Genomic DNA, 20,758 nt, shown 5'->3' on the forward strand with positions numbered 1-20,758 from the left:
GAGATCGAGTTCGACTATCTCGAGCGGCTTCTTCGCTTCGAAGGCAACGGCGGCGCGGGTCTTCATGGGGCAGGATTACTCCGTTTTAAGTATCGCGAGGTTTCGATTGGCGGACGGGTCAGGATTCGTGGATGGTCTTGGTAACCATACAAGCGCTTACCCCTTCGGCGCCGTCTTCGCTACCGTGACCTGACCATTTAACCCCGCCAAAGGGTGCGTCGACCGCGCTGACCGACGCGCCGTTGATCGCCACCATTCCCGCCTCGATCTCCTCAACCAAACGGCGGCGGCGGGCGGGGCTTTCGGTCCAGGCGTAGGCGGCAAGGCCGTAGGGCAGCCGGTTGGCTTCCGCGATCATCTCCGCTTCGCCGGCGTAGGAATTGAGCAGCGCCACCGGACCGAAGGGCTCCTCGTTCATGATCTCGGCATCTTCGGGAATATCGCTGAGTACCGTTGGCGCATAGAAGAAGCCCTGGTTACCGACGCGTTCGCCGCCAGTGTGAAGCGTGGCCCCGTGTTCGACGGCATCCGCGACCTTCTTGGCCAGTCCCTCGGTGCCGCGGGCGTTGGCCATCGGTCCCATCTGTGTGCCATCTTCAAGGCCGTTGCCCAGCTTGATCGCCTTGGCACGTTCCACGAAACCGTCGCGGAACCGGTCATAGATCGGCGCTTCCACCACGAAGCGGGTGGGGCTGACACAGACTTGACCGGCATTGCGGAACTTGGCCGGGACCATGGTGTCCAGCACTGCATCGACATCGGCATCGGCGAATACCAGCACCGGGCCGTGACCTCCCAGTTCCATGGTGGTGCGCTTCATGTCCTCGGCGGCCAGTTTCGCGAGATGCTTGCCCACTACGGTCGATCCGGTGAAGCTCAATTTGCGGATCACGGGCGAACCGAGCAGATGGCGGCTGACCTCGTCAGGCACTCCGAACACAACCTGGCAAACCTCGGGCGGCAGACCGGCGTCGAGCAGCGCCTGGACCACGGCGATGCCGGCGGCGGGGGTTTCTTCCGATGGCTTGACGATTACCGAACAGCCCGCCGCGATCGGTCCGCCGACCTTGCGCGCGACGTTGATTGCCGGAAAATTCCACGGCGCGAAGGCGGCGACCGGCCCGACCGGCTCGTGACGCACTTCGGTGCGGCTGCCTGCCGGGCGAACCAGCGTGCGGCCATAGTTGCGTTTGCATTCGCCCGCATAGAATTCGAACAAGCTGGCGCAGTACATCACCTCGCCTTTCGCTTCGGCCAGCGGTTTGCCCTGTTCGCGGGTCATCATCCAGGCAATATCCCCGGCGCGTTCGCGCAGTAGCTTGGCCGCGCCGGTGAGTGCCGCGGCGCGCTTGTCCGCGGGAGTGGTCCGCCAGGTGCGAAAGCCCTTCGCCGCATTATCCAGCGCCGCGTCGAGGTCCGACGAGCTGGCCAGAGGCAGCTTGCCGAGCACTTCGCCCGTTGCCGGATCGATCACCTCGTCCGTATCGCGCCCGTCGCCTGAAATCTGCCTGCCGCCGATCAACATGTGGAGTGCGGGATAGGTGTTCATCGGCGGTTCCTTATGCAGTGCCCGTGGGCGGGCTTGTAACGGGTGATGCGGGGGAGATAGGGTGGACTGGCCCGAATGCTACCCGGTTTGCTCCGGTTAAGGTGGCAACCGATAGGAATGTCTTCATGAAAATGCCGATTGCCTCACTCGCCCTGCTGTTCCTGCCTGCCCTTGCGGCTGCGCAACCCGCCCCGGGTCCAGCGGTCAAGCCGCTCAGCCTGGAAAGCCGCACCGCGCTGCGGTGTTCCGCCGCGTTTGCGCTGGTTGCGGACGGACAGGCGCGGTCGGACAAGGATGCACTGGCGTATCCGGCGCTGGGCCAGCGTGGCCGGGAGTTTTTCGTGCGGGCCAGCGCGCGGGTGATGGACGATACCGGGATGGACCGCGACGCGGTGGCCGCCGCGCTCATGACGGAGGCGCAGCGCCTATGGGCCGCCGGGGGCTTTACGGGCGAGATCGACCAGATCATGCCGTCCTGCCTCCTGCTGCTCGACACATCCGGCGCCTGATGCGCAATTGCCCACAATTTTTGCGGCAGGCATCCCACTGACGGTGGACGCTGGCCGCGCCTTGCGGCATGAGCGGCGCCATGTGGCGTCTCCATCAATTCCCGCTGTGCCCGTTCAGTCGCAAGGTCCGGTTGCTGATGAGCGAGAAGGGCATCGGCTACGATTTGTGGCGGGAGAATCCGTGGGAAGGCAATGACGAGTTCTTCACGCTTAACCCTGCCGGCCGGACGCCGGTATTGCACGACCCGGAAAAGAACATCATCCTCGCGGACAGCCGCGCGATTTGCGAATATTTCGAAGAAACCGTCCAGAAGATGCCGATGATCAACGGCACGGTCACGGGCCGCGCCGAAATCCGCCGGCTGGTGGCTTTGTTCGACGAGAATTTCTATCACGATGTCACCGCGCCGCTACTGAACGAAAAGATGCGCAAGCGCCTCGTTCACCGGCAGCCGCCCGACAGCCGCGCGATCCGCGAGGCGATGAAGATGGCGCACGGTCACCTCGACTACATCGATTACCTGATCGACACCCGCCCGTGGCTGGCCGGATCGACCATGAGCATGGCCGACCTTGCGGCTGCCGCGCAGATATCGGTCGCGGATTACCTCGGCGGGATCGACTGGACTGGTCACGAACAGACGCGGGGCTGGTACGCCGTGTTCAAAAGCCGCCCCAGTTTCCGTCCGCTGCTGTCGGAACGGATGGAAGTGATCCAGCCGCCCGCGCATTATGCGGATATCGACGGGTAGAATTCCGGGATGTCTCGCCCCATATCCGGGCCAAAGGAGATCCATATGCCCGACAAACTCGAACTCACCGAAGCCGAATGGCGCGAACGTCTGACGCCGGAACAATACCATGTCATGCGCGAAGGCGGGACGGAGCGGGCGTTCACCGGTGCGCTGGAGAAAAACAAGGCGACGGGCGAGTATCACTGCGCCGCCTGCGGGCAATTGCTGTTCACCAGCGATGCGAAATACGAGAGCGGCTCGGGCTGGCCGAGCTTCACCGTACCCGCCGATTCCGACGCGGTGGAGCAGGAACGCGACACCTCCCATGGCATGGTCCGCATCGAGGCGAAATGCAGCCGGTGCGACAGCCATCTGGGGCACATCTTTCCCGACGGGCCTTCACCCGAAGGCACGCGCTATTGCATGAACAGCGCTTCGCTTGATTTCGTACCGGAAGACGACGCCTGAGATCGGCGCGGACGGCGTTCCCTGCATTTGCCGTTCACGCGCGGTTACAACTCGCCTATGCACCCTCATGATGAATTGAACCGTCCCGCAGACAGTGCGTACGGCGGATCGTGAAAAGGTAATCGAAACCCATGGCAAGGCGGGGTAGTCGGCGGCGTTTTCTGAAACGGGGAACGAGTGAAATGCCGGCGAAGAAAGAGCGCGGATGGTTCGCACGCTGGTTCCGCCGCTTGGTCCTGTCCGGGGTGATCGCCAGTGTCCTGGGCGTAATTTTCCTCGGCCTCGCGGTGCTCTTCGCCGCGCGTTCGTTGCCGAGTTACGGCCAGCTTCGCGCGACGCAGAACGCCCAGACGATCGTGGTCCGTGCGCGTGACGGTACGCAGATTGCGGAACTTGGCCCCAGTTTCGGCAAGTGGCTCGACAGCAGCGAAATCCCCGAGGTTATGAAAGAGGCCATGGTCGCGGTGGAGGATCGCCGCTTCCGTTCGCATTTCGGGATCGATCCGATCGGCCTCGCGCGGGCGACCTATGTCTGGGCGACCGGCACCAAGCGGTTCGGCGCGACGTCTACCATCACCCAGCAGCTGGCGCGCAATATCTTCCTCAATTCCAACCGGACTCTGGACCGCAAGCTGCGTGAAGCGGTGCTGGCGATGGCGCTGGAATCGAAGTTCTCCAAGGAACAGATCCTCGAGCTGTATCTCAACAAGGTCTATTTCGGCGGCGGCGCCTACGGCATCGACAGCGCCAGCCGCAAATTCTTCAGCCACCCGGCAACCGATTTGAGCACCGCCGAGGCCGCGATCATCGCCGGCCTGGTGAAGGCACCGTCCCGCTACTCACCCACCGCCGATGTGCAGGCCGCCGTCAGCCGCGCCAACGTGGTGCTGCGGCTGATGCGCGAACAGGAACGCATTTCCGCCAGCGAAGCCGATGTTGATGTTTCGGCGGTCAAGCTGAAGGAAGACCGGGCGCAGAATTCGGTCCGGTATTTCACCGACTGGGCGCTGCCGCAGCTCGATTTGCTTCTGCCCGAAACATTCGAGCCGATCGAGGTTTGGACCACCATCGACATCGGGATGCAGCAGGCCGGCACCGCGGCGATCAAAGCCAATGTGCCCGGCAACACGCAGGGCGCGCTGGTCAGCCTCGACCGTGACGGCGCGATCCTGGCGATGGTGGGCGGCACCGATTACGTATCCACCAGCTATAACCGCGCCACCGACGCGCTGCGCCAGCCGGGGTCCGCCTTCAAGCTGTTCGTCTATCTGGCGGCTCTGGAAGCCGGCTATACGCCGGAAGACCGGGTGAAGGACGTGCCGGTCACGATCGACGGCTGGAGCCCGCGCAATTCGGGCGGTTCCTATGCTGGCGAAATGGATGTGCGCACCGCCTTCGCCTATTCGAAGAACACGGTCGCGGCGCAATTGGGCAACGAGGTTGGTTTCGGGACCGTGGCATCGATGGCACGGCGGTTCGGCATAACTTCGCCCATTTCAACCTTCCCTTCGATGGTGCTGGGCAGTTCCGAGGTCCGCCTGATCGACATGACCCGCGCCTTCGCGTCGGTGTCCGAAGGCGGAACATCGGTGGAGCCGTACGGTATCGTCAAGGTGACTACTTCAGACGGGGACGTACTGTACCAGCATGAAGACGCACGCCGAACGCAGCTGGTGCCGGAATATGTCGCTGCCGGGATCACCGACCTGCTGCAGACTGCAGTCAACACCGGAACCGGGAAGGCCGCGCAGATCGGCCGGCCTGTTGCCGGGAAGACCGGCACCACCAGTTCCAACAAGGATGGCTGGTTCGTCGGCTTCTCCAGCGGGATTACTACGGGCGTGTGGATGGGCAGGGACGATGCCAAGGCAGTCGCCGGCTTGCAGGGCGGACGCGCGCCGGCCCAGGCCTTCGCAGCGTTCATGCGCTATGCGGTAAAGGACCGTCCGATCACCAAGTTCGATACCGAATTGCAGCTGCCGGAATGGCAGCTCGAGCCGGACGAGGAGTATTACTACGGCGATCCGGATGATTATTATTACGTCGACGAGCAGGGCAACCTGATCGAGCCGGGTCGGCTCCAGCCGGAACCCGGCACGCTGCCATTCCCCGTCGAGGGCGAGAATATCCCCGGCGTACAGCCGCGCCGCGAAGGTGACCCTGCCGAGGCGGCCGATGGCGCGCCGCAAGCCGCCAGTGACGATTTCCTCAACCGCGCGACGGGCCGCGGCCCCGGACAAACGAGGCCCCCGCCGACGACGAATTCGCGGCGCGTGCCGCAACCGGGGCAGCCCGACCAGATGCCCGCGCCCGGGCAGCAGAACTAAGGCGATCGCCGATCAGCTTTGGACGCAAAAAGGCCCCGCACGGGTTAACCGGCGGGGCCTTATTTTTCGTGTCAGCGCCGTGCGAAACGGATCGACGTGTAGACCGGCGGGTTACCGCGCCGCTGGAACCGCAGGAACAGGGCCTCGCGCCCGCTATCCTTTGCTTCCTTAGCCAGCCGTTCCAGGTCGGCGGGGCTGGTCACCGATTTGTAATTGGCAGACAGGATCACGTCCCCGCGCCGCAGGCCCTTGGTCCCGGCGTCGGAATTTGGATCGACCGCCGCCACGACCACGCCCTGCGTCGTTCCGGGGAGCCCCAACTGACCGGCGATTTGCTGCGTCAGCGGAATGACCTGGAGCCCAAGCGATTCCTCGAGCATGCCGCTGGACTGGCCTTCCGGCATAGGCGTTTCCGCATCGGGATCGAACGCGGGTTCTTCCGCCAGTTCTTCCTCCGTCGGGAACTGGCCGACTGTCAGGGTGACGGTCCGCCGGGTACCTTCGCGGTAGAGTTCGACCGGGATCCGCGTGCCCGGAGCGATGTTGGCAACCAGGAACGACAACGTCTGGTCCGACGTGATTTCCTTGTTGTTGACCTTGGTCACCACGTCGCCCGGCTCGATCCCGGCAGCAGCTGCCGGCGAATCGTCGCGCACGACCTGGACGATCTCGCCGCGATTCCTCGGCAAGCCCAGTGCGTTCGCCATGTCGGCGCTGACCGGCTGGATGCTGACCCCGAGATAGCCGCGTTCGATCCGCTTGCCGGATTTCAGCTGTTCCACGATCGGCGCCGCGACGTCTGCGGGAATGGCAAAGCCGATCCCGACGTTACCGCCCGATGGCGAGAAGATCGCGTTGTTGATGCCGATCACGTTGCCCTGCATGTCGAACAACGGACCGCCGGAATTGCCCCGGTTGATGCTGGCATCGGTCTGCAAGTAGCGATCATATGCGCCGCCGCCTGCGTTGCGATAGACCGCCGAGACGATTCCGCTGGTGACGGTGCCGCCCAGTCCGAAGGGATTGCCGATGGCAATAACCCAGTCGCCAACCCGGGCCTGCGCCGAATCGCCGAACTTCACGAACGGGAAGGGCTCTCCGCGGTTGATCTTGAGCACCGCGAGGTCCGATGCTGCGTCGTTGCCGATCAGCTTGGCAGGATATTCGGTGCCGTCGGGCATGGTGACGGTGATTTCTTCCACCGTACCGCGGGGTCCATTGCTATCGCTGGGCGGGCTGATCACGTGGTTGTTCGTAACCACGTAGCCATCGGCCGAGACGATGAAGCCCGAACCAAGCGACTGCGCTTCGCGAGTGATCGGTTCCTGGGGCTGGGCGCCGCCGCGCTGGCCAAACAGATCGGCGAATGGCGTACCCGCGAACGGATTGGCGCTACGCTGGACCTCGACCCGCTGGCGGGTGGAAATGTTGACCACGGCAGGCTGCAGCTGCGCCGTCAGATCGGCGAAGCTTTCCGGCGCACCGGCGCGCGGAACCGCGCGCTCCATCTGCAGGCCTTCGTTCTGGGCAACTTGCGCACCGGCGGGAAATCCGGTGACCAGGGAAATCGCCGCGCCGCCGACCAGCAGCGCTGATGTCAATCCGTAAGCATATCGCACTGGGTTAAATTCCTCTTCTTTGGTGAGCGAGCGGGCGACACTGCGCCCGGCACGACTTTCCACAATTACAGCCCAAGCGCCCTGAACACCGATTGAACGACAGTTGTAATCGGTTCAGCGGCTGGACAGATCATTGCCCGTTGCGGAACTGCCGCAGATATTCATTATCGGGCGACAGGATGATCTGGCTCTGGCCCTGACCCTCGCCCTTGGCGAAGGTCGTGTCATAGCTCTGCATTGCGCGGTAGAAATCATAGAAGCCCGGGTCCTTGCCGAAACTGTCGGCATAGACCCGCGCCGCTTCCGCATCGGCTTCAGCGCGAATGACACGGGCGTTGCGTTCGCCCTGTGCACGGATGGTCCGCGCTTCACGTTCACGGTCGGTCTTCATTCGCCGAAACGCGGATTCAAGCGGCGTGCCATCGGGCAGATCGGTCCGCTTGATCCGCACGTCGATCACCTGAGCGCCGTATTCGCGCGCCTGCACATCCAGCTTTTCGCGGATGTTCGACATCGCCTGGCCGCGTTCCGCCGTCAGCAGGCTGGCGAAGGTGCGCCGACCAAGTTCCTGACGCAGGACCGAGTTGAGGATCGGTTCCAGCTGGGTACGCACGCCGTCAGTGGTGCCGGCGGTTTCCACCATCAGCACCGGGTCGATGATCCGGAACCGGGCGTAGGCGTCCACCAGCAAGCGTTGCTGGTCACTCGACAGGACTTGTTCGCGCTCCATATCAAGATCGAGGACGCGCTTGTCGACGAACTGGACCTGTTCGACCAACGGGATTTTCAGGACCATGCCGGCCCCGGTTTCACCGTAGGGTTGGTCCGCTTCGAAGCGGTTGATCACGCGGACCGGCTCACCCGTTCGCACGACCACGGCCTGCTGTTCTTCTGGCACGATGACCACGGACATAAGCAGCACGATAATCACGGCAGCGACGGCCATGATCGAGAGCTTATGGTTTTCCCAGATATTTTCCATGACTTACTGTCCCTGTTCGGAAGTGGCTGGCGCGCGTTCTTGCGCACGCTGGCGAATTTCCGGCAATGGCAGATAAGTCTGTACCCCGCCGGATTCGACGATCGTCTTGTCCGTCTGGCTCAGCACACGCTCCATCGTTTCGTAATACAGCCGCCGCCGGGTAACTTCCGGAGCCTGGCGGTATTCCTCGTAAACCTTGTCGAAGGCGATGGTTTCACCCTGCGCCCGCTCGAGGATCTGCTGCGCGGTACCCCGCGCGGTGTTCACCGCCGCATCGGCGTCCTGTTCTGCCACGGTGACGTCCTTGAACGCCTCGTTCACTTCGGCGGGCGGGTCGGTCTTGGCAATTTCGACACCTTGCACCGCGATACCCGAACGGTAGGCGTCCAGCACGGCTTGCATCCGGGTCCGAACCCGCTGTTCGATTTCTGCACGGCCCGCGCCGGAGAAGGTCTCGTCCAGCGTACGTTCTGCAACCGAGGCGCGCATTGCGGCTTCAGCCACTTCGCGAACCGTCTCGTCGGGTTCGGCCAACTGGAACTGGTATTGCTTCAGATCCTTGATGTTCCAACGAATGAGATAGGACAGGTCCACCAAATTCTGGTCGCCGGTGAGGATCAGTTTCTGCTCCCCGCCTTCCGGTATCCGTTCGGACCGGATGGTGCTGACCTGCTCGACGCTGACGTTCTGGAACGGCCAGGGGGCGGAGAAATTGGTACCTGGCTGTAGGGTCCCCGAATATTTGCCGAAGGTCGTGACGATACCCTGTTCTTTCGGTTGGACGAAATGGACCGAGCTCATCAGGAGCCAAGCGACCACCACCACCAAAGCTACAATCGGGAGCCAGCTTTTGCCGCCGGGGCGCTGGGGCATGCGGAAATTCGGGCCGCCGGGACCGCCGCCGCGCCGCGGGCCTTCGGGGCCGCGGTTCTTGAAAATATCTTCGATCTTGGCCGAACGCCGCGCGTCGTCGCCGCCCGAAGGAAGCCACGGGTTGCGCGGGCCACCGGGTTTGCCGCCGGCCTTCTTGCCGTCATCACCATCGCCGGCGCCTCCATCTCCGGAGGCACCGCTGCCCTTGTTTCCGCCCCATGGGCTCTTGCCAGCCATGGCAAGCCCGATCCTGTTGGTAAAACCCGTCAAAATGTCCATGCAGTCTTTATAGGGTTCCGCCTCAAGAAAAACAGGGGTTGCGGTCACGAAATTGCTGCTAGGGAAGCCCGCGATGGATCAGGACGAAATCAGGGCACGGCTTCCCGCTTCGATTGCCACGCGGGTGCAAACGGCAAAATTCAAGGATGGAGTCGCCACACTGGTGCTCGATGCCGCGGGGCTGGGTGCGTCCGGACGCGAAAAATTGGAAGCCGCAGTGAAGGACCTGGTCGGCGGTGCGGACGCGGTCGAGGAGGTGCGGGTCGCGATGATTGCTGACCGCGCACCCGAGCCGGCGCCGCGGCGGATCATCGCCATCGGTTCAGGCAAGGGCGGAGTCGGAAAATCGACCCTGACCGCGAACTTGGCAGTTGCGCTTGCGCGGATGGGCCGCAAGGTCGGGGTGGTCGACGCCGATATTTACGGTCCTTCGCAGCCCACGATCCTGGCGAACAAGGGCGAGAGGCCCAAGGCGGAAGACGGCAAGCTGATCCCGGTGCCAAGCAAATGGGGCGTGTCGGTCCTGTCGATGGGGCATCTCGTCGAACCAGGAAAAGCCATTGCGTGGCGCGGTCCGATGGCGGGCAATGCCCTGGGCCAGCTGATTGACGCGCATTGGGGCGATGCCGAGGTGTTGCTGGTCGATCTGCCGCCGGGCACCGGTGATGTGCAGCTGTCCATGCTGCAGAAGCACAAGCCCGCGGGCGCGATCATCGTATCGACCCCGCAGGATCTCGCCCTGATCGACGCGCAGCGTGCGGCGAACCTGTTCGAAACGGGAAAGATACCGCTGATCGGGCTGGTCGAGAATATGGCCGGCTATGCCTGTCCCCATTGCGGCGAGATCAGCGATCCGTTCGGGCGGGGCGGCGTGGAAGACGCTTCCGAAGCCACCGGCATACCGTTCCTGGGGCGCATTCCGCTGGCGATCGATATCCGTGAAGACAGCGATGCCGGAACGCCGACGGCGGCGCAGGACGGACCGCAGGCCGAAGCCTTTGCCGCGATTGCCCGGTCCCTGTCCGACTGGCTCGACGCCTCATCGGTAGCCGAGGCGGTCTGACGATGCAGTTTAGCCGCCGGAACGTTCTGGTCGGCGCCGCGATCGGCGGGGGATTGGTGGCCGCTTGGACCCTGCGCCCGCGCAGTTTCTCCACGCCGCTAGCGCCGGGCCGCGGCGAATATGCGTTCGATGCGTGGCTCAAGATCGGCAAGGACGGGGTGATCACCGTCGCCGTCCCGCAGCTGGAAATGGGTCAGGGTATTACCACATTACTGCCGCAGATTGTGGCGGTGGAACTTGGCGCGGACTGGCGGCAGGTCGCGGTGGAACCGGCCCCGGTCAGCGGCGCCTACGCCAACATCCCGCTCGCCGCGCGCTGGGCTTCGCTGTGGATGCCGGCGTTGCCCGGGCTGGCGAATGACGCGGACGACCTGCTGGCGCAGCGTTATGCGCAGGAAAGCCGCTTCAACGTCACGGCGGACGGCACGTCACTGGCGGCCTATGAAATGCCGTGCCGGGCTGCCGCCGCGTCCGCGCGGGCGATGCTGGCGATGGCTGCGGCGGACCGCTGGGGCATAAGCTGGGAAGAATGCATCGCGGAAGGCGGCTTCATCCGGGCCGGGGACATGCGGCTGAGTTTCGCGGAACTGGTGGAGGAGGCAGCCGAATATACGCCGCCCGATCCGCCGCCGCTGTTGCCCGAAGGCGCCGCCGAAGATCCAATTTTCGGATTGGCAGACGCGCCTACTGCGTTTCCGCGCCTCGACCTGCCGTCCAAGGTGGATGGAAGCTATCTGTTCGCGGGCGATGTGCGGCTGCCCGACATGCTCTATGCGTCGATCCGCCACGGACCGGTCAACCAGGCGGTGCTGTCCCGGTTCGAAGCGGGCGAAGCCGCCGGGATGCCGGGACTGGGCACGATCGTGAAGGGCAAAAGGTGGCTCGCCGCGGTGGCGGACAGCTGGTGGAGCGCCGATCAGGCGCTGACCCGGATGGACCCGCGGTTCGATGTGGACGAGGCGGTCAATTCCTCAACCATCGAAGCGGTGTTGGATGAAGCGGTGCGGCGCGGCGAGGCCACCCGGATTGCGGTCCGCGGCGAGGGTGACAGCCTGATGGAAAAAACCCAGGTCGCGCGGCGTTATGATTTCGCGCCTGCGACCCACGCCACGCTGGAAACCACGACCGTGACGGCGCGCTACGGCGATGGCCGGCTGGAACTGTGGATGGCGACGCAGGCCCCCGAAGCCGCGCGGGAAGCGGCCGCAAGGACGCTGGGGATTTCCGCCAGCGACGTGGTGCTCTATCCGATGCCGGCGGGCGGCAGTTTCGACCGGCGGCTGGAACATGACCACGCGGTCGAGGCCGCGCTGATCGCCCGCGAAGTGTCGAAAGACGGTGTACGCCCTGTTCAGCTGATGTGGCCGCGCGGGCAGGAACTGCTCAGCGGGAAACCGCGGATGCCCGCTGCGGTGCTGGTATCCGCCAAGCTCGGCCGGGGTGACGGTAATGTCGGCACCGGCGGAGAAATAGAGACCCTGCGCGTGCGCATGGCCGCCCCGGCGTCCGGCAAGGAATTCGGTCACCGGTTGTTCGGCAACAAGACCAACTGGGCGGCGATCGAAAACGCGGCTGGCGAGGCGGACCCGATGGTCATGGAAGGGGCCATGCCGCCGTACTCGATTCCCAATGTCGCGCTCGATCATGTGCCGGTGCGGATTGGTCTGCCCACCGGGCGGATGCGCGGCAATGCGCATGGCATCACCGCCTTCGTCACCGAGAGTTTCGTGGACGAGATGGCGTGGAAGCACGGGCGTGAACCGCTGTCTTACCGGATCGAGATGCTTGGCAGTGACCTGCGTCTGGCGCGGTGCCTGCAGGATGTCGCGCGGCTGGCGCAATGGGACGGGGGCAAGGACCAGAGCGGTCAGGGCCTCGCCTGCCACCGCATCGGGGAGGGCGAAGATGCCGGCCGGATCGCCTGTATCGCGACCGCCCGGCGGGACGGCGGCGGAGCCCGCGTAACCAGACTGACCGCAGTCGCGGACATTGGCCGGATCGTGAACCTCGACATCGCTCGCCAGCAGATCGAGGGCGGGCTGCTGTTCGGCATGGCGCTCGCGCTGGGATCCGCGCTGGAATATGTGGACGGCGTGCCGACGACGAAGCGGCTCGGCTCGCTTGGTCTGCCGTCGCTGGTCGATTGTCCCGAAGTGGAAGTGGATTTCATCAGCAGCAAGGCCGCGCCATTCGACCCCGGCGAACTGGGCGTGGCGGTCGCCGCGCCAGCCATCGCCAACGCCCTCTATTCCGCAACCGGCTTGCGCATCCGCCGCCTGCCTCTATTTGCGGACGGATTATGACCTGGACCCCGCAGCAGCTCAGCCCCGAACATCCCCCGGTCCGTAGCGGCAACATCGGGGTGCTGCTGGTCAATCTCGGCACGCCCGATGCGCCGACGACCCAGGCGGTGAAGAAATACTTGCTCGAATTCCTGTCGGACCGGCGGGTTGTGGAAATTCCCCAGATCGCGTGGCAGCCGATCCTTCGCGGGATCATCCTCAACACCCGGCCGAAGAAATCGGCGCAGGCTTATGCGCAGGTATGGGGCAAGCACGGTTCGCCGCTCGCCACCCTGACCGCCGATCAGGCGGAAGCATTGCAGCTGCGGCTCGGGAACAGCGTTCAGGTCGGCTGGGGGATGCGCTACGGCAATCCCTCGATCGAACAGGAACTGACCCGGCTGAAGGACGCGGGCTGCGACCGGATCCTGCTGGCCCCGATGTATCCGCAATATTGCGGCGCTACGACCGCGACGGTGGTCGACAAGACGGGCGAGGCGCTGGGCAAGATGCGCTGGCAACCAACCTTGCGGACGATGCCGCCCTATCATGACGATCCGGCCTATATCAGCGCCCTTGCAAAAGACCTTACGCGCCAGCTGGACGCGCTGGCGTTCGAGCCTGAAGTGCTGCTGCTGAGTTTCCACGGAATGCCCGAACGCACGCTCTACAAGGGCGATCCGTACCATTGCCACTGCCAGAAAACGGCCCGCCTGCTGGAAGCGGAAATGAAGGTACAAGGCAAGCGCCCGGCAATGCGGTTCCAGACGACATTCCAATCGCGCTTCGGCCGCGCGAAATGGCTGACGCCTGCAACCGATGACACGCTGGAAGCGGAGGCCAAGGCCGGTACCCGCCGCATGGCCATCGCCGCGCCGGGTTTCGCGGTCGATTGCCTCGAAACGCTGGAGGAACTGGCGATCCAGGGCGCGGAACAATTCGCCGAGGCGGGCGGCGAGGAATTTGCTGCGCTGTCCTGCCTCAACAGCAGCGACGCCGGGATGGAGATGCTGGAAATCATCATCCGCCGCGAATTGTCGGGCTGGATTTAGCGGACGGACTTACTTACACTGGGGTAAGTAGGGAGAATCCGATGGCTACCGCCGCACAAGAAGCCGCCATTTCCGCGCCGAAAATCACGATGGGGGGTGCACCGAATGCGTGGCCGCAGCACTGGAGCCAGCAGCTGCCACCGAACGCGCTGGACCATATCCCGGGCGAGGGCGGCTGGCCGCTGGTGGGCAACACCTTCAAGATGCTGGCCGATCCGCACGCCTTTGCGCAGCGGATGTATGCGACCTACGGCCCGGTCTACAAGAACTGGGCGTTCGGGCGGTGGAATGTCGGACTGATCGGGGCCGATGCGAACGAGTTGATGCTGTTCGACCGGGACAAGCTGTTCTCCTCCGAACAGGGTTGGGGTCCGGTGCTCGACCAACTGTTCCCCCGCGGATTGATGCTGATCGATTTCGACCATCACCGGGCCGATCGCCGCGCGCTGTCGATTGCGTTCAAGCCGGGGCCGATGCGGCATTACGCCGATTCCCTCAACCGCGGAATTGCGGCGCGGGTGGAGGAATGGGGCGGCGCCGAAATGGCGTTTTATCCCGCGATCAAGAAGCTGACGCTCGATCTGGCCGCCGACAGCTTCATCGGCATTCCCTTCGGGCCCGAAGCCGACCGGATCAACCAGGCCTTCGTCGACATGGTCCAGGCCTCCGTCGCGCCGATCCGCAAGCCGCTGCCGGGTACGCTGATGCGCCGGGGCGTGAAGGGCCGCGAATTCCTGGTCGATTTTTTCAGCAAGGAAGCGCTGAAGCGGCGCGAGCTGGGCGGCGGGCAGGACATGTTCAGCCAGTTCGCCAACGCGACCGACGAAGACGGTGAATTGTTGAGCGTGGAATCCGTGGTCGATCACATGAACTTCCTGATGATGGCCGCGCATGACACGATCACGTCCAGCGCGACCTCGCTGCTGTGGCTGCTGGCGGCGAACCCCGATTGGCAGGAGAAGGTCCGGCAGGAACTGCGCGCGGTCACCGGCGGTGAAGGCAAACCGGTCGATTACGACGACCTCGGCAAGCTGGAACTGACCGAGATGGCGTTCAAGGAAGCGTTGCGTTTCATGCCGCCGGTCCCGTCCATCCCGCGCCGTGCACTGCGCGATTTCGAACATGGCGGATACACCATTCCGGCGGGAACGCAGGTCGGCATCAATGTCCATCTGGTGCACCATCAGGAAGAACACTGGCCGGATCCGTTGCGCTTCGATCCGATGCGGTTCACCCCGGAACAGGTGAAGGCGCGGCACAAATACGCCTGGGTGCCGTTTGGCGGCGGGGCGCATATGTGCCTTGGCCTGCACTTTGCCTATATGCAGGTGAAGATCCTGCTCGCGCATGTTCTGACCCGCTATGAAGTCAAGGTCGCCGAGGGTTATGAGCCCCAGTGGCAGCCGTGGCCGATCCCCCAGCCGAAGGACGGCCTGAAGGTCAGCTTCAAACCGCTCTAAAAATCTATAGCGATGCCGTTCTTTTCCCAGTCGCCGTAGCGGGTTGGGCTGAGACCATGCTTGTCGCCGTCCGCGGGCTTGCCAGACACCTTGGGCGTTTCCGGCTGCGGCACGGGATCGTTGTTCCAGTGGCTCGGCTTGGCGAAGTCTTCGGGACGCTTGGTGGCTCGCTGGGTCATTTTTACAACATGGTATCGCTGGCCCTTCATTGCAATCGCGGATAGGGGCGCTGCGATGGTAGATACTCCCGGATTACCCGCCCGCCGCGCCGCGCTGCGCATGATGGATGCCGTGCTTCACCGCGGCGAGACGCTCGAGCAGGCGGAACGCGCCGCGCTTCGCAGCATCAACGGCCCCGCCGACCGTGCCCTGGCGCGTGCAATTGCAGCCGAAGTAATGCGGTGGCTGGTCGATCTCGACGCGATGATCGACAGCGCCACCCGCAATCGCTTGTCCGATGATGCCAAGGCGCGGAGCGTGATCCGGCTGATGCTGGTGCAATGGCTGCGCTTTGGCACGCCGCCGCACGCGGTGATCGCCACTGCGCTGCCGCTGCTGACCGGCGGGCCGCGCAGGTTGGCGCACGGGGTGTTCTCCACCCTGGCGAAGCGCGAAGTAAAGCTGCCCGAAGGCCCCACGCCAAGCGACGCGGTAATGGTTCGCTGGGGCGAGAAGGCCGACAGCATCGTCGGCGCGCTGGCCGAACCGCCTCCGCTCGACCTGGCGCTGAAGGATCATGCCGAAACCGAAAAATGGACGGCGGAACTGGGCGGACAGAGCCTCGCGCCCGGCCATGTGCGCTTGCCGCGCGGCACCCCGATCGATGAACTGCCCGGTTTCGAGGAAGGCGCTTGGTGGGTCCAGGACCTCGCGGCGACACTCCCGGCCCGCCTGCTGGGCGCCGGCGAAGGAAAACGTGTGCTGGACCTGTGCGCCGCACCGGGCGGCAAGACCCTGCAACTCGCGGCCGCGGGCTGGCAGGTCACCGCGCTGGATATCAGCGAGCGGCGGCTGGAATTGCTGCGCAACAATCTCGATCGCACCGGACTTGCCGCGGAAATCATCACCGCCGATGCGTTGACATGGGAGCCCGCCAAGCAGTTCGACGCGATCCTGCTCGACGCGCCGTGCACCGCGACCGGTACCTGCCGCCGCCATCCCGACGTGCTGCACCGGATCGGCCCGCGCCAGATCGGCGAAATGGCCGAATTGCAGGCAAAATTGCTCGCCCGCGCGGCAAGCTGGCTGCCCGAAGGCGGCACGCTGGTCTACGCCGTTTGCTCGCTGGAGGAAGAGGAAGGCCGCGGCCAGACCGGCGCCGTCCCGCTAACGCAGGCCCCCATCACCGCCGCTGAACTGCCCGCCGGATTACAGCCCGACGCGGCTGGTTGGCTGAACACCGACCCCACCATGCTGCCCGAAGCCGGCGGCATGGACGGCTTCTTCATCGGACGCTGGACGAAGTAGGAACGACGGGTTTCGGGAACCGCGCGCATGAGCTTGAATGGCCGCTTTGTCGTGGGAACCGACGTTAGCGCTATTTTTTCGCTGCGGTGTGGGATATCTCCGGATGAAGGGGGCGGATGATGGGCAAAGCGGGAAAGGGTTGCGGCTGTTTTGTGGCGCTGCTTTTGATCGCTCTGATCGCAAACAGCCGTGAGTTTGGCTGGATATTCGGTTTGATAGGCACCGCATTTCTGGCAGTTTGGGCAATTGTTGCCGGTATCGCACACGATCTGACAGCCCCTTCTCAGCCCGGTGAGGGTCCCGCCGAGATCGTCGCGTCCTACGCCTCTTTCGAGCCCATCGTGGTTCAGGCGCTAAATTACAGGTTGGTCATGCTTGAAAAGAGCGGTGGGCTGGCTTGGAATATCTCAAATTCGCCGCGGGCAGAATTGACCGTTTGATAATAGCCCTCGGGCCACGGATCACTTGCAATCGGATTGCAAGCGGCTATGACACTTACACCCCCTCGCCCTGCCACTTACCAAAGAGCTTCCTAACCTAAAGCGGCAGGGTGCTGCCATCGTCAGGGCGGCGCGCTTCGGGATGAGGTAGGCCCAGCGCATTGTTGACCACACGGCGCACGGGATTAGTGCAATATGAAGGGCCGGTTGCATAGTAAATTTCGCCAGCCAAAACTGCGGATGATCCGCTGCGATTGAGGATGACGCGGCCCATATTGCCCATATCTTCTGGCAGGACGACAGGGTCGCACGGGCGCAAAATCAGCCCTTCGCCAGTTTCATCAGGCCGATCAATCGCCAGACACACACTCGGCTTGAAATAGTTGCGGCGGCGATACTGCCACCATTCGCGCATCGGCTCGTTGATGTCAGACATCCATTTTTTGTCGATCTCACGCGCATCAAGCGCGCCATTGAGCACAGTGATCTGGTCCATCGGCGTATCGAAATAGGCGGAAATTTGCTTGACCAGCGGCTCGCGGTAGGACTGTTGTGCAAACCACAGCCCCAGCTGCTCATCCGATGGGAATGTGGCTTTTAAACTCCAGTTTACCGAATTCGACCAGCAGTCGCCCAAACCGCCACTGAAGCGACCTGGGGAAGGGACCTCGACATTGGCAGGCATGCCTAGGCCATCGCGGACCAGCGCGTAGCGATCCTTAAAGAAATCGTCCTGAGCATCGAAGTAAATAGCGCTGATTGGAACAGCGAAGATTCCAATAAACCACACGGTCGCAAACGTCTGAAAGGGAAAGCTCGTTGCGATTTTTTTCGGGACGGATTTTCCTATCAGTGCAAGCAGAATGATCATCGCGATAGGCACGACTAGCACCGAAAGGATCGAGAACTGCTTGATATCCACCTGGGACTCATATCACCGCATGATTAAAATTCGGCAAGCAATCGCCTGTGCCAATTGGCGATGCCCGCTCAAGTTTGTGAACCGCAGTATATTACTCGCCAAGCAAGAACAGAAATAGGGCACGCCTTGCTTTTAGGCCGATCGCTGATTGTGCGTTCTTACTTGGCGAATGGCCGTCGGTCTAATCGTAACTAATCACCAAAAAATCGGTTTGCGAAGCAATTTCCGCTTGGGTCTCGTTTCCGAACAGTCTGCTTCTTGACGAACACTCCAACAACCAGCCGTTACTCGTCTTGTGTGCATCTCATCGGGGGTCAGGCTTCCGGCGGAGCGCCTAAAGAGACGCCCCGTCGGAAGCACGCCCATCAAGCGCCCTGTTTCACCTTGTTCTGGAAACTCTTGCGCAGCTTCAGAAGCTTGGGCGGGATCGTCGCCTGGCAATAGGGATTGCGCTGACCTTCGTTATCCCAGTATTCCTGGTGGTAATCCTCTGCAGGATACCATGTGGTCGGCTCTTCGATGGTCGTGACCACCTTGCCGCCGTGATCTTCGTTCGCCCGCGCGATCGCCGCTTCGGCTTCGGCGCGCTGGTTGTCGTCTAGCGGGAAGATCGCGCTGCGATACTGGGTGCCGACGTCATTGCCCTGCCGGTTCAATTGCGTCGGGTCATGCGTGCCAAGGAACACGTCGAGCATTTCTGCGTAGGAAATCACCTCGGGATCGAAGGTCACGCGGATGCCCTCGGCGTGGCCGGTGGTGCCGCTGCAGACCTGTTTGTAGGTCGGATTTTCGACGCTGCCGCCGATATAGCCGCTTTCGACTTCGCTCACTCCGACGACATCCCGGAACACCGCTTCGGTGCACCAGAAACATCCGCCTGCGATGATGGCCTGCTGTGTATTGCTCATTGAATTCTCCATGGCTTTCGTGCGAACATAAGAACGTAATCCGGATTTGCCATCGCGGCGTTTCGCCAATATTCGAATTCCTTCGAGAGGTATCATCATGAAGAAGCTGTTTCTTGCCGCCACTGCCGGCGTATTGGTTCTTGCGGCGCCCGCGCTGGCCGATGGTCACGCGCACAATTTGCCGCTCCCGGCAGACTTCAGTGCCCAGCATGCGGAGGCGTTCTCCGGCGCGATCAACCACCCCACCCGCGCCGAGGACAAGGCCCGCGACCAGTTCCGCCATCCGGTCGAAACTCTCAGCTTCTTCCAGGTCGCACCCGACATGAAGGTGGGCGAATACGCCCCTGGCGGCGGCTGGTATTCGCGGTTGCTCGGCCATTATCTCGGCGGCGAAGGTCAGCTGGTCGGGCTCTACGCGAATCCGCTCACCGCCACCGCCGATGCCGCCCGCCAGCAGCGCCTGCGGGACGCCGCCGCTGGTTTCCCGGCGGAAGTCGCCGGTTACACCGGGCTGTCGGCAGACCGTTTCGGCGGCCTTACATTGGACAGCATCCCCGACGACCAGCGCGGCACGTTTGACCGCATCCTGGTAATCCGCAGCCTTCACGGCATCACCCGCGGCGGAACCGCCGACACCGAAATCCGCGCCATGCGCGAACTTCTGAAGGGTGACGGCATGCTCGGCGTGGTCCAGCACCGCGCGAAGGCGGACGCCCCGTGGAGCTATACGAACGGTACGAAGGGCTATCTCAAGCAGCAGGACGTGGTTGATTTCATGCGCCTCAACGGCTTCGCGCTGGTCGATTCGAGCGAGATCAACGCCAATCCGATGGACACCGCCGATCACGCGGAAGGCGTGTGGGAAATGCCGCCGGTCCTCGCCACCAAGCGCGGAGACCTGAAGGGCAAGGGTGAAAGCGACCGGATGACCCTGCTTTTCCGCAAGGCAGAATAGGTCTAAGGGGCGGCGCCATGAGAGAGATCACTGTCGCCGCCCTCCAGCTACCGCTCGGCTCTGCTGACGAGGCGGACAATATCGACGCCGCCGTGCAACTGGTGGAAAACGCCGCCGCCGATGGAGCGCAGGTAATCCTGCCGCCGGAACTGTTTTCCGGCCCGTATTTCTGCCAGGCCGAGGACGAGGCGCTGTTTGCGCTCGCCCGTCCGACCTTGGAACACCCCTCGGTCATCGCGATGCGCAAGCTGGCGAAGAAATTGGGTGTCGCCATTCCGACCAGTTTCTTCGAGCGGGACGGGCACCACTATTACAACACCCTCGCCATGATCGGGCCCGACGGCGAAGTGATGGGCACCTACCGCAAAAGCCATATTCCCGACGGGCCGGGCTATGAAGAAAAGTACTATTTCCGCCCGGGTAACGACGGTTTCAAGGTCTGGAACGTCTTCGGCACCACGATCGGCGTCGGCATCTGCTGGGACCAGTGGTATCCCGAATGTGCACGGATAATGGCGCTGATGGGCGCCGAAGTGCTGTTCTACCCCACCGCCATCGGATCCGAACCCTACGATGCGGAGTTCGACACCAGCCATCTGTGGCGCCGCGCAATGCAGGGTCACGCGGTGTCCAACTGCATGGCCGTCGTCGCCGCGAACCGGATCGGCGCGGAAGGCGAACAGAGCTTCTACGGCCACAGCTTCATCACCAACGAATGGGGCGATCTGGTTGCGGAATTCGGCGGCGAGGAAGACGGCGTGCTGGTGGCGACGCTGGACCTAACGCTGGCGGAAAAGCACCGCGCCGGCATGGGGTTCTTCCGCGACCGCCGTCCGCAGCTTTACGGCCGGATCTGCGAGGATATCTGA

The 20,758-nt window shown here is 63.3% G+C and carries 19 protein-coding genes; 12 read left to right on the forward strand and 7 right to left on the reverse strand.

Annotation, left to right across the window (positions count from 1 at the left end; translation table 11 throughout):
* Window positions 1–118: 118 nt before the first annotated feature.
* Window positions 119–1,549, reverse strand: a complete 1,431-nt coding sequence (locus tag GRI65_RS13730; RefSeq protein ID WP_160757166.1) for an NAD-dependent succinate-semialdehyde dehydrogenase — start codon at window positions 1,547–1,549, stop codon at window positions 119–121.
* Between the two features lie 125 nt (window positions 1,550–1,674).
* On the opposite strand from GRI65_RS13730, the gene GRI65_RS13735 reads away from it, so the two are divergent.
* The 4 genes from GRI65_RS13735 (at window position 1,675) to GRI65_RS13750 (ending at window position 5,587) form a co-directional block, all read left to right on the forward strand.
* Entirely contained in the window at window positions 1,675–2,058 is a 384-nt protein-coding gene (locus tag GRI65_RS13735; RefSeq protein WP_232844188.1) for a hypothetical protein, read from the forward strand.
* 80 nt (window positions 2,059–2,138) lie between these two features.
* Window positions 2,139–2,810 carry a glutathione S-transferase family protein gene (locus GRI65_RS13740; protein ID WP_160757286.1) on the forward strand — a complete coding sequence of 224 codons (672 nt, stop codon included), beginning with the start codon at window positions 2,139–2,141 and terminating at the stop codon, window positions 2,808–2,810.
* A gap of 45 nt (window positions 2,811–2,855) precedes the next feature.
* Window positions 2,856–3,260 carry a peptide-methionine (R)-S-oxide reductase MsrB gene (gene msrB, locus GRI65_RS13745; RefSeq protein ID WP_160757167.1) on the forward strand — a complete coding sequence of 135 codons (405 nt, stop codon included), beginning with the start codon at window positions 2,856–2,858 and terminating at the stop codon, window positions 3,258–3,260.
* A 131-nt stretch (window positions 3,261–3,391) separates the two neighbouring features.
* Window positions 3,392–5,587 (forward strand): transglycosylase domain-containing protein, encoded by a 2,196-nt coding sequence (locus GRI65_RS13750; protein ID WP_160757168.1) that lies wholly within the window; start codon window positions 3,392–3,394, stop codon window positions 5,585–5,587.
* Between the two features lie 71 nt (window positions 5,588–5,658).
* Here GRI65_RS13750 and GRI65_RS13755 read toward each other — a convergent pair whose 3' ends face one another.
* From GRI65_RS13755 to hflK, 3 genes are all read right to left on the reverse strand, one after another.
* The gene (locus GRI65_RS13755) at window positions 5,659–7,206 is read right to left on the reverse strand and encodes a Do family serine endopeptidase (RefSeq protein ID WP_160757169.1); all 1,548 of its coding nucleotides are present in this window, start codon (window positions 7,204–7,206) and stop codon (window positions 5,659–5,661) included.
* Between the two features lie 130 nt (window positions 7,207–7,336).
* A complete protein-coding gene (gene hflC / locus GRI65_RS13760; protein WP_160757170.1) occupies window positions 7,337–8,188 on the reverse strand; it encodes a protease modulator HflC in 852 nt (283 codons plus the stop codon).
* A 3-nt stretch (window positions 8,189–8,191) separates the two neighbouring features.
* Window positions 8,192–9,340, reverse strand: a complete 1,149-nt coding sequence (hflK, locus tag GRI65_RS13765; protein ID WP_232844189.1) for an FtsH protease activity modulator HflK — start codon at window positions 9,338–9,340, stop codon at window positions 8,192–8,194.
* A 73-nt stretch (window positions 9,341–9,413) separates the two neighbouring features.
* Between hflK and GRI65_RS13770 the strand changes: the two genes are divergently transcribed.
* From GRI65_RS13770 to GRI65_RS13785, 4 genes are all read left to right on the forward strand, one after another.
* The gene (locus tag GRI65_RS13770; protein ID WP_160757171.1) at window positions 9,414–10,403 is read left to right on the forward strand and encodes an Mrp/NBP35 family ATP-binding protein; all 990 of its coding nucleotides are present in this window, start codon (window positions 9,414–9,416) and stop codon (window positions 10,401–10,403) included.
* A 2-nt stretch (window positions 10,404–10,405) separates the two neighbouring features.
* Window positions 10,406–12,706 carry a molybdopterin cofactor-binding domain-containing protein gene (locus GRI65_RS13775; protein ID WP_160757172.1) on the forward strand — a complete coding sequence of 767 codons (2,301 nt, stop codon included), beginning with the start codon at window positions 10,406–10,408 and terminating at the stop codon, window positions 12,704–12,706.
* A complete protein-coding gene (hemH, locus tag GRI65_RS13780) occupies window positions 12,703–13,737 on the forward strand; it encodes a ferrochelatase (RefSeq protein ID WP_160757173.1) in 1,035 nt (344 codons plus the stop codon). Before GRI65_RS13775 ends, hemH begins: the two co-directional genes overlap by 4 nt.
* Window positions 13,738–13,826: 89 nt before the next feature.
* Window positions 13,827–15,197, forward strand: a complete 1,371-nt coding sequence (locus GRI65_RS13785; RefSeq protein WP_160757288.1) for a cytochrome P450 — start codon at window positions 13,827–13,829, stop codon at window positions 15,195–15,197.
* On the opposite strand, the gene GRI65_RS13790 is transcribed toward GRI65_RS13785, so the two are convergent.
* Window positions 15,194–15,376 (reverse strand): DUF1674 domain-containing protein, encoded by a 183-nt coding sequence (locus GRI65_RS13790; protein ID WP_160757174.1) that lies wholly within the window; start codon window positions 15,374–15,376, stop codon window positions 15,194–15,196. The two genes, GRI65_RS13785 and GRI65_RS13790, sit on opposite strands and share 4 nt — an antisense overlap.
* 55 nt (window positions 15,377–15,431) lie before the next feature.
* Here GRI65_RS13790 and GRI65_RS13795 point away from each other — a divergent pair, with 55 nt between their 5' ends.
* The gene (locus tag GRI65_RS13795; protein WP_160757175.1) at window positions 15,432–16,664 is read left to right on the forward strand and encodes an RsmB/NOP family class I SAM-dependent RNA methyltransferase; all 1,233 of its coding nucleotides are present in this window, start codon (window positions 15,432–15,434) and stop codon (window positions 16,662–16,664) included.
* A gap of 116 nt (window positions 16,665–16,780) precedes the next feature.
* Complete coding sequence (locus GRI65_RS13800; protein ID WP_160757176.1) at window positions 16,781–17,104, forward strand: hypothetical protein; 324 nt, start codon at window positions 16,781–16,783, stop codon at window positions 17,102–17,104.
* 97 nt (window positions 17,105–17,201) lie between these two features.
* Here GRI65_RS13800 and GRI65_RS13805 read toward each other — a convergent pair whose 3' ends face one another.
* Together GRI65_RS13805 and msrA are read right to left on the reverse strand one after the other, a co-directional pair.
* Window positions 17,202–18,026, reverse strand: coding sequence for a hypothetical protein (locus tag GRI65_RS13805; protein WP_160757177.1), 825 nt, complete (start codon window positions 18,024–18,026; stop codon window positions 17,202–17,204).
* A gap of 365 nt (window positions 18,027–18,391) precedes the next feature.
* Window positions 18,392–18,934: a peptide-methionine (S)-S-oxide reductase MsrA gene (gene msrA, locus GRI65_RS13810; RefSeq protein ID WP_160757178.1), complete on the reverse strand. Its 543-nt coding sequence runs from the start codon at window positions 18,932–18,934 to the stop codon at window positions 18,392–18,394.
* A 97-nt stretch (window positions 18,935–19,031) separates the two neighbouring features.
* Here msrA and GRI65_RS13815 point away from each other — a divergent pair, with 97 nt between their 5' ends.
* Window positions 19,032–19,889 (forward strand): class I SAM-dependent methyltransferase, encoded by an 858-nt coding sequence (locus tag GRI65_RS13815; protein WP_160757179.1) that lies wholly within the window; start codon window positions 19,032–19,034, stop codon window positions 19,887–19,889.
* 17 nt (window positions 19,890–19,906) lie between these two features.
* Window positions 19,907–20,758, forward strand: a complete 852-nt coding sequence (gene aguB, locus GRI65_RS13820) for an N-carbamoylputrescine amidase (RefSeq protein WP_160757180.1) — start codon at window positions 19,907–19,909, stop codon at window positions 20,756–20,758.

It is taken from the genome of Allopontixanthobacter sediminis, assembly GCF_009828115.1.
GTDB lineage: Bacteria > Pseudomonadota > Alphaproteobacteria > Sphingomonadales > Sphingomonadaceae > Allopontixanthobacter > Allopontixanthobacter sediminis.

Coding starts and splice junctions, on each gene's coding strand:
- hemH (WP_160757173.1), top strand. CDS start 12,703: ATGACCTGGACCCCGCAGCAGCTCAGCCCCGAACATCCCCCGGTCCGT.
- GRI65_RS13735 (WP_232844188.1), top strand. CDS start 1,675: ATGAAAATGCCGATTGCCTCACTCGCCCTGCTGTTCCTGCCTGCCCTT.
- GRI65_RS13800 (WP_160757176.1), top strand. CDS start 16,781: ATGATGGGCAAAGCGGGAAAGGGTTGCGGCTGTTTTGTGGCGCTGCTT.
- GRI65_RS13775 (WP_160757172.1), top strand. CDS start 10,406: ATGCAGTTTAGCCGCCGGAACGTTCTGGTCGGCGCCGCGATCGGCGGG.
- GRI65_RS13785 (WP_160757288.1), top strand. CDS start 13,827: ATGGGGGGTGCACCGAATGCGTGGCCGCAGCACTGGAGCCAGCAGCTG.
- GRI65_RS13730 (WP_160757166.1), bottom strand. CDS start 1,549: ATGAACACCTATCCCGCACTCCACATGTTGATCGGCGGCAGGCAGATT.
- msrB (WP_160757167.1), top strand. CDS start 2,856: ATGCCCGACAAACTCGAACTCACCGAAGCCGAATGGCGCGAACGTCTG.
- GRI65_RS13815 (WP_160757179.1), top strand. CDS start 19,032: ATGAAGAAGCTGTTTCTTGCCGCCACTGCCGGCGTATTGGTTCTTGCG.
- aguB (WP_160757180.1), top strand. CDS start 19,907: ATGAGAGAGATCACTGTCGCCGCCCTCCAGCTACCGCTCGGCTCTGCT.
- msrA (WP_160757178.1), bottom strand. CDS start 18,934: ATGAGCAATACACAGCAGGCCATCATCGCAGGCGGATGTTTCTGGTGC.
- GRI65_RS13790 (WP_160757174.1), bottom strand. CDS start 15,376: ATGACCCAGCGAGCCACCAAGCGTCCCGAAGACTTCGCCAAGCCGAGC.
- GRI65_RS13795 (WP_160757175.1), top strand. CDS start 15,432: ATGGTAGATACTCCCGGATTACCCGCCCGCCGCGCCGCGCTGCGCATG.
- GRI65_RS13770 (WP_160757171.1), top strand. CDS start 9,414: ATGGATCAGGACGAAATCAGGGCACGGCTTCCCGCTTCGATTGCCACG.
- GRI65_RS13740 (WP_160757286.1), top strand. CDS start 2,139: ATGTGGCGTCTCCATCAATTCCCGCTGTGCCCGTTCAGTCGCAAGGTC.
- hflK (WP_232844189.1), bottom strand. CDS start 9,340: ATGGACATTTTGACGGGTTTTACCAACAGGATCGGGCTTGCCATGGCT.
- GRI65_RS13750 (WP_160757168.1), top strand. CDS start 3,392: ATGGCAAGGCGGGGTAGTCGGCGGCGTTTTCTGAAACGGGGAACGAGT.
- hflC (WP_160757170.1), bottom strand. CDS start 8,188: ATGGAAAATATCTGGGAAAACCATAAGCTCTCGATCATGGCCGTCGCT.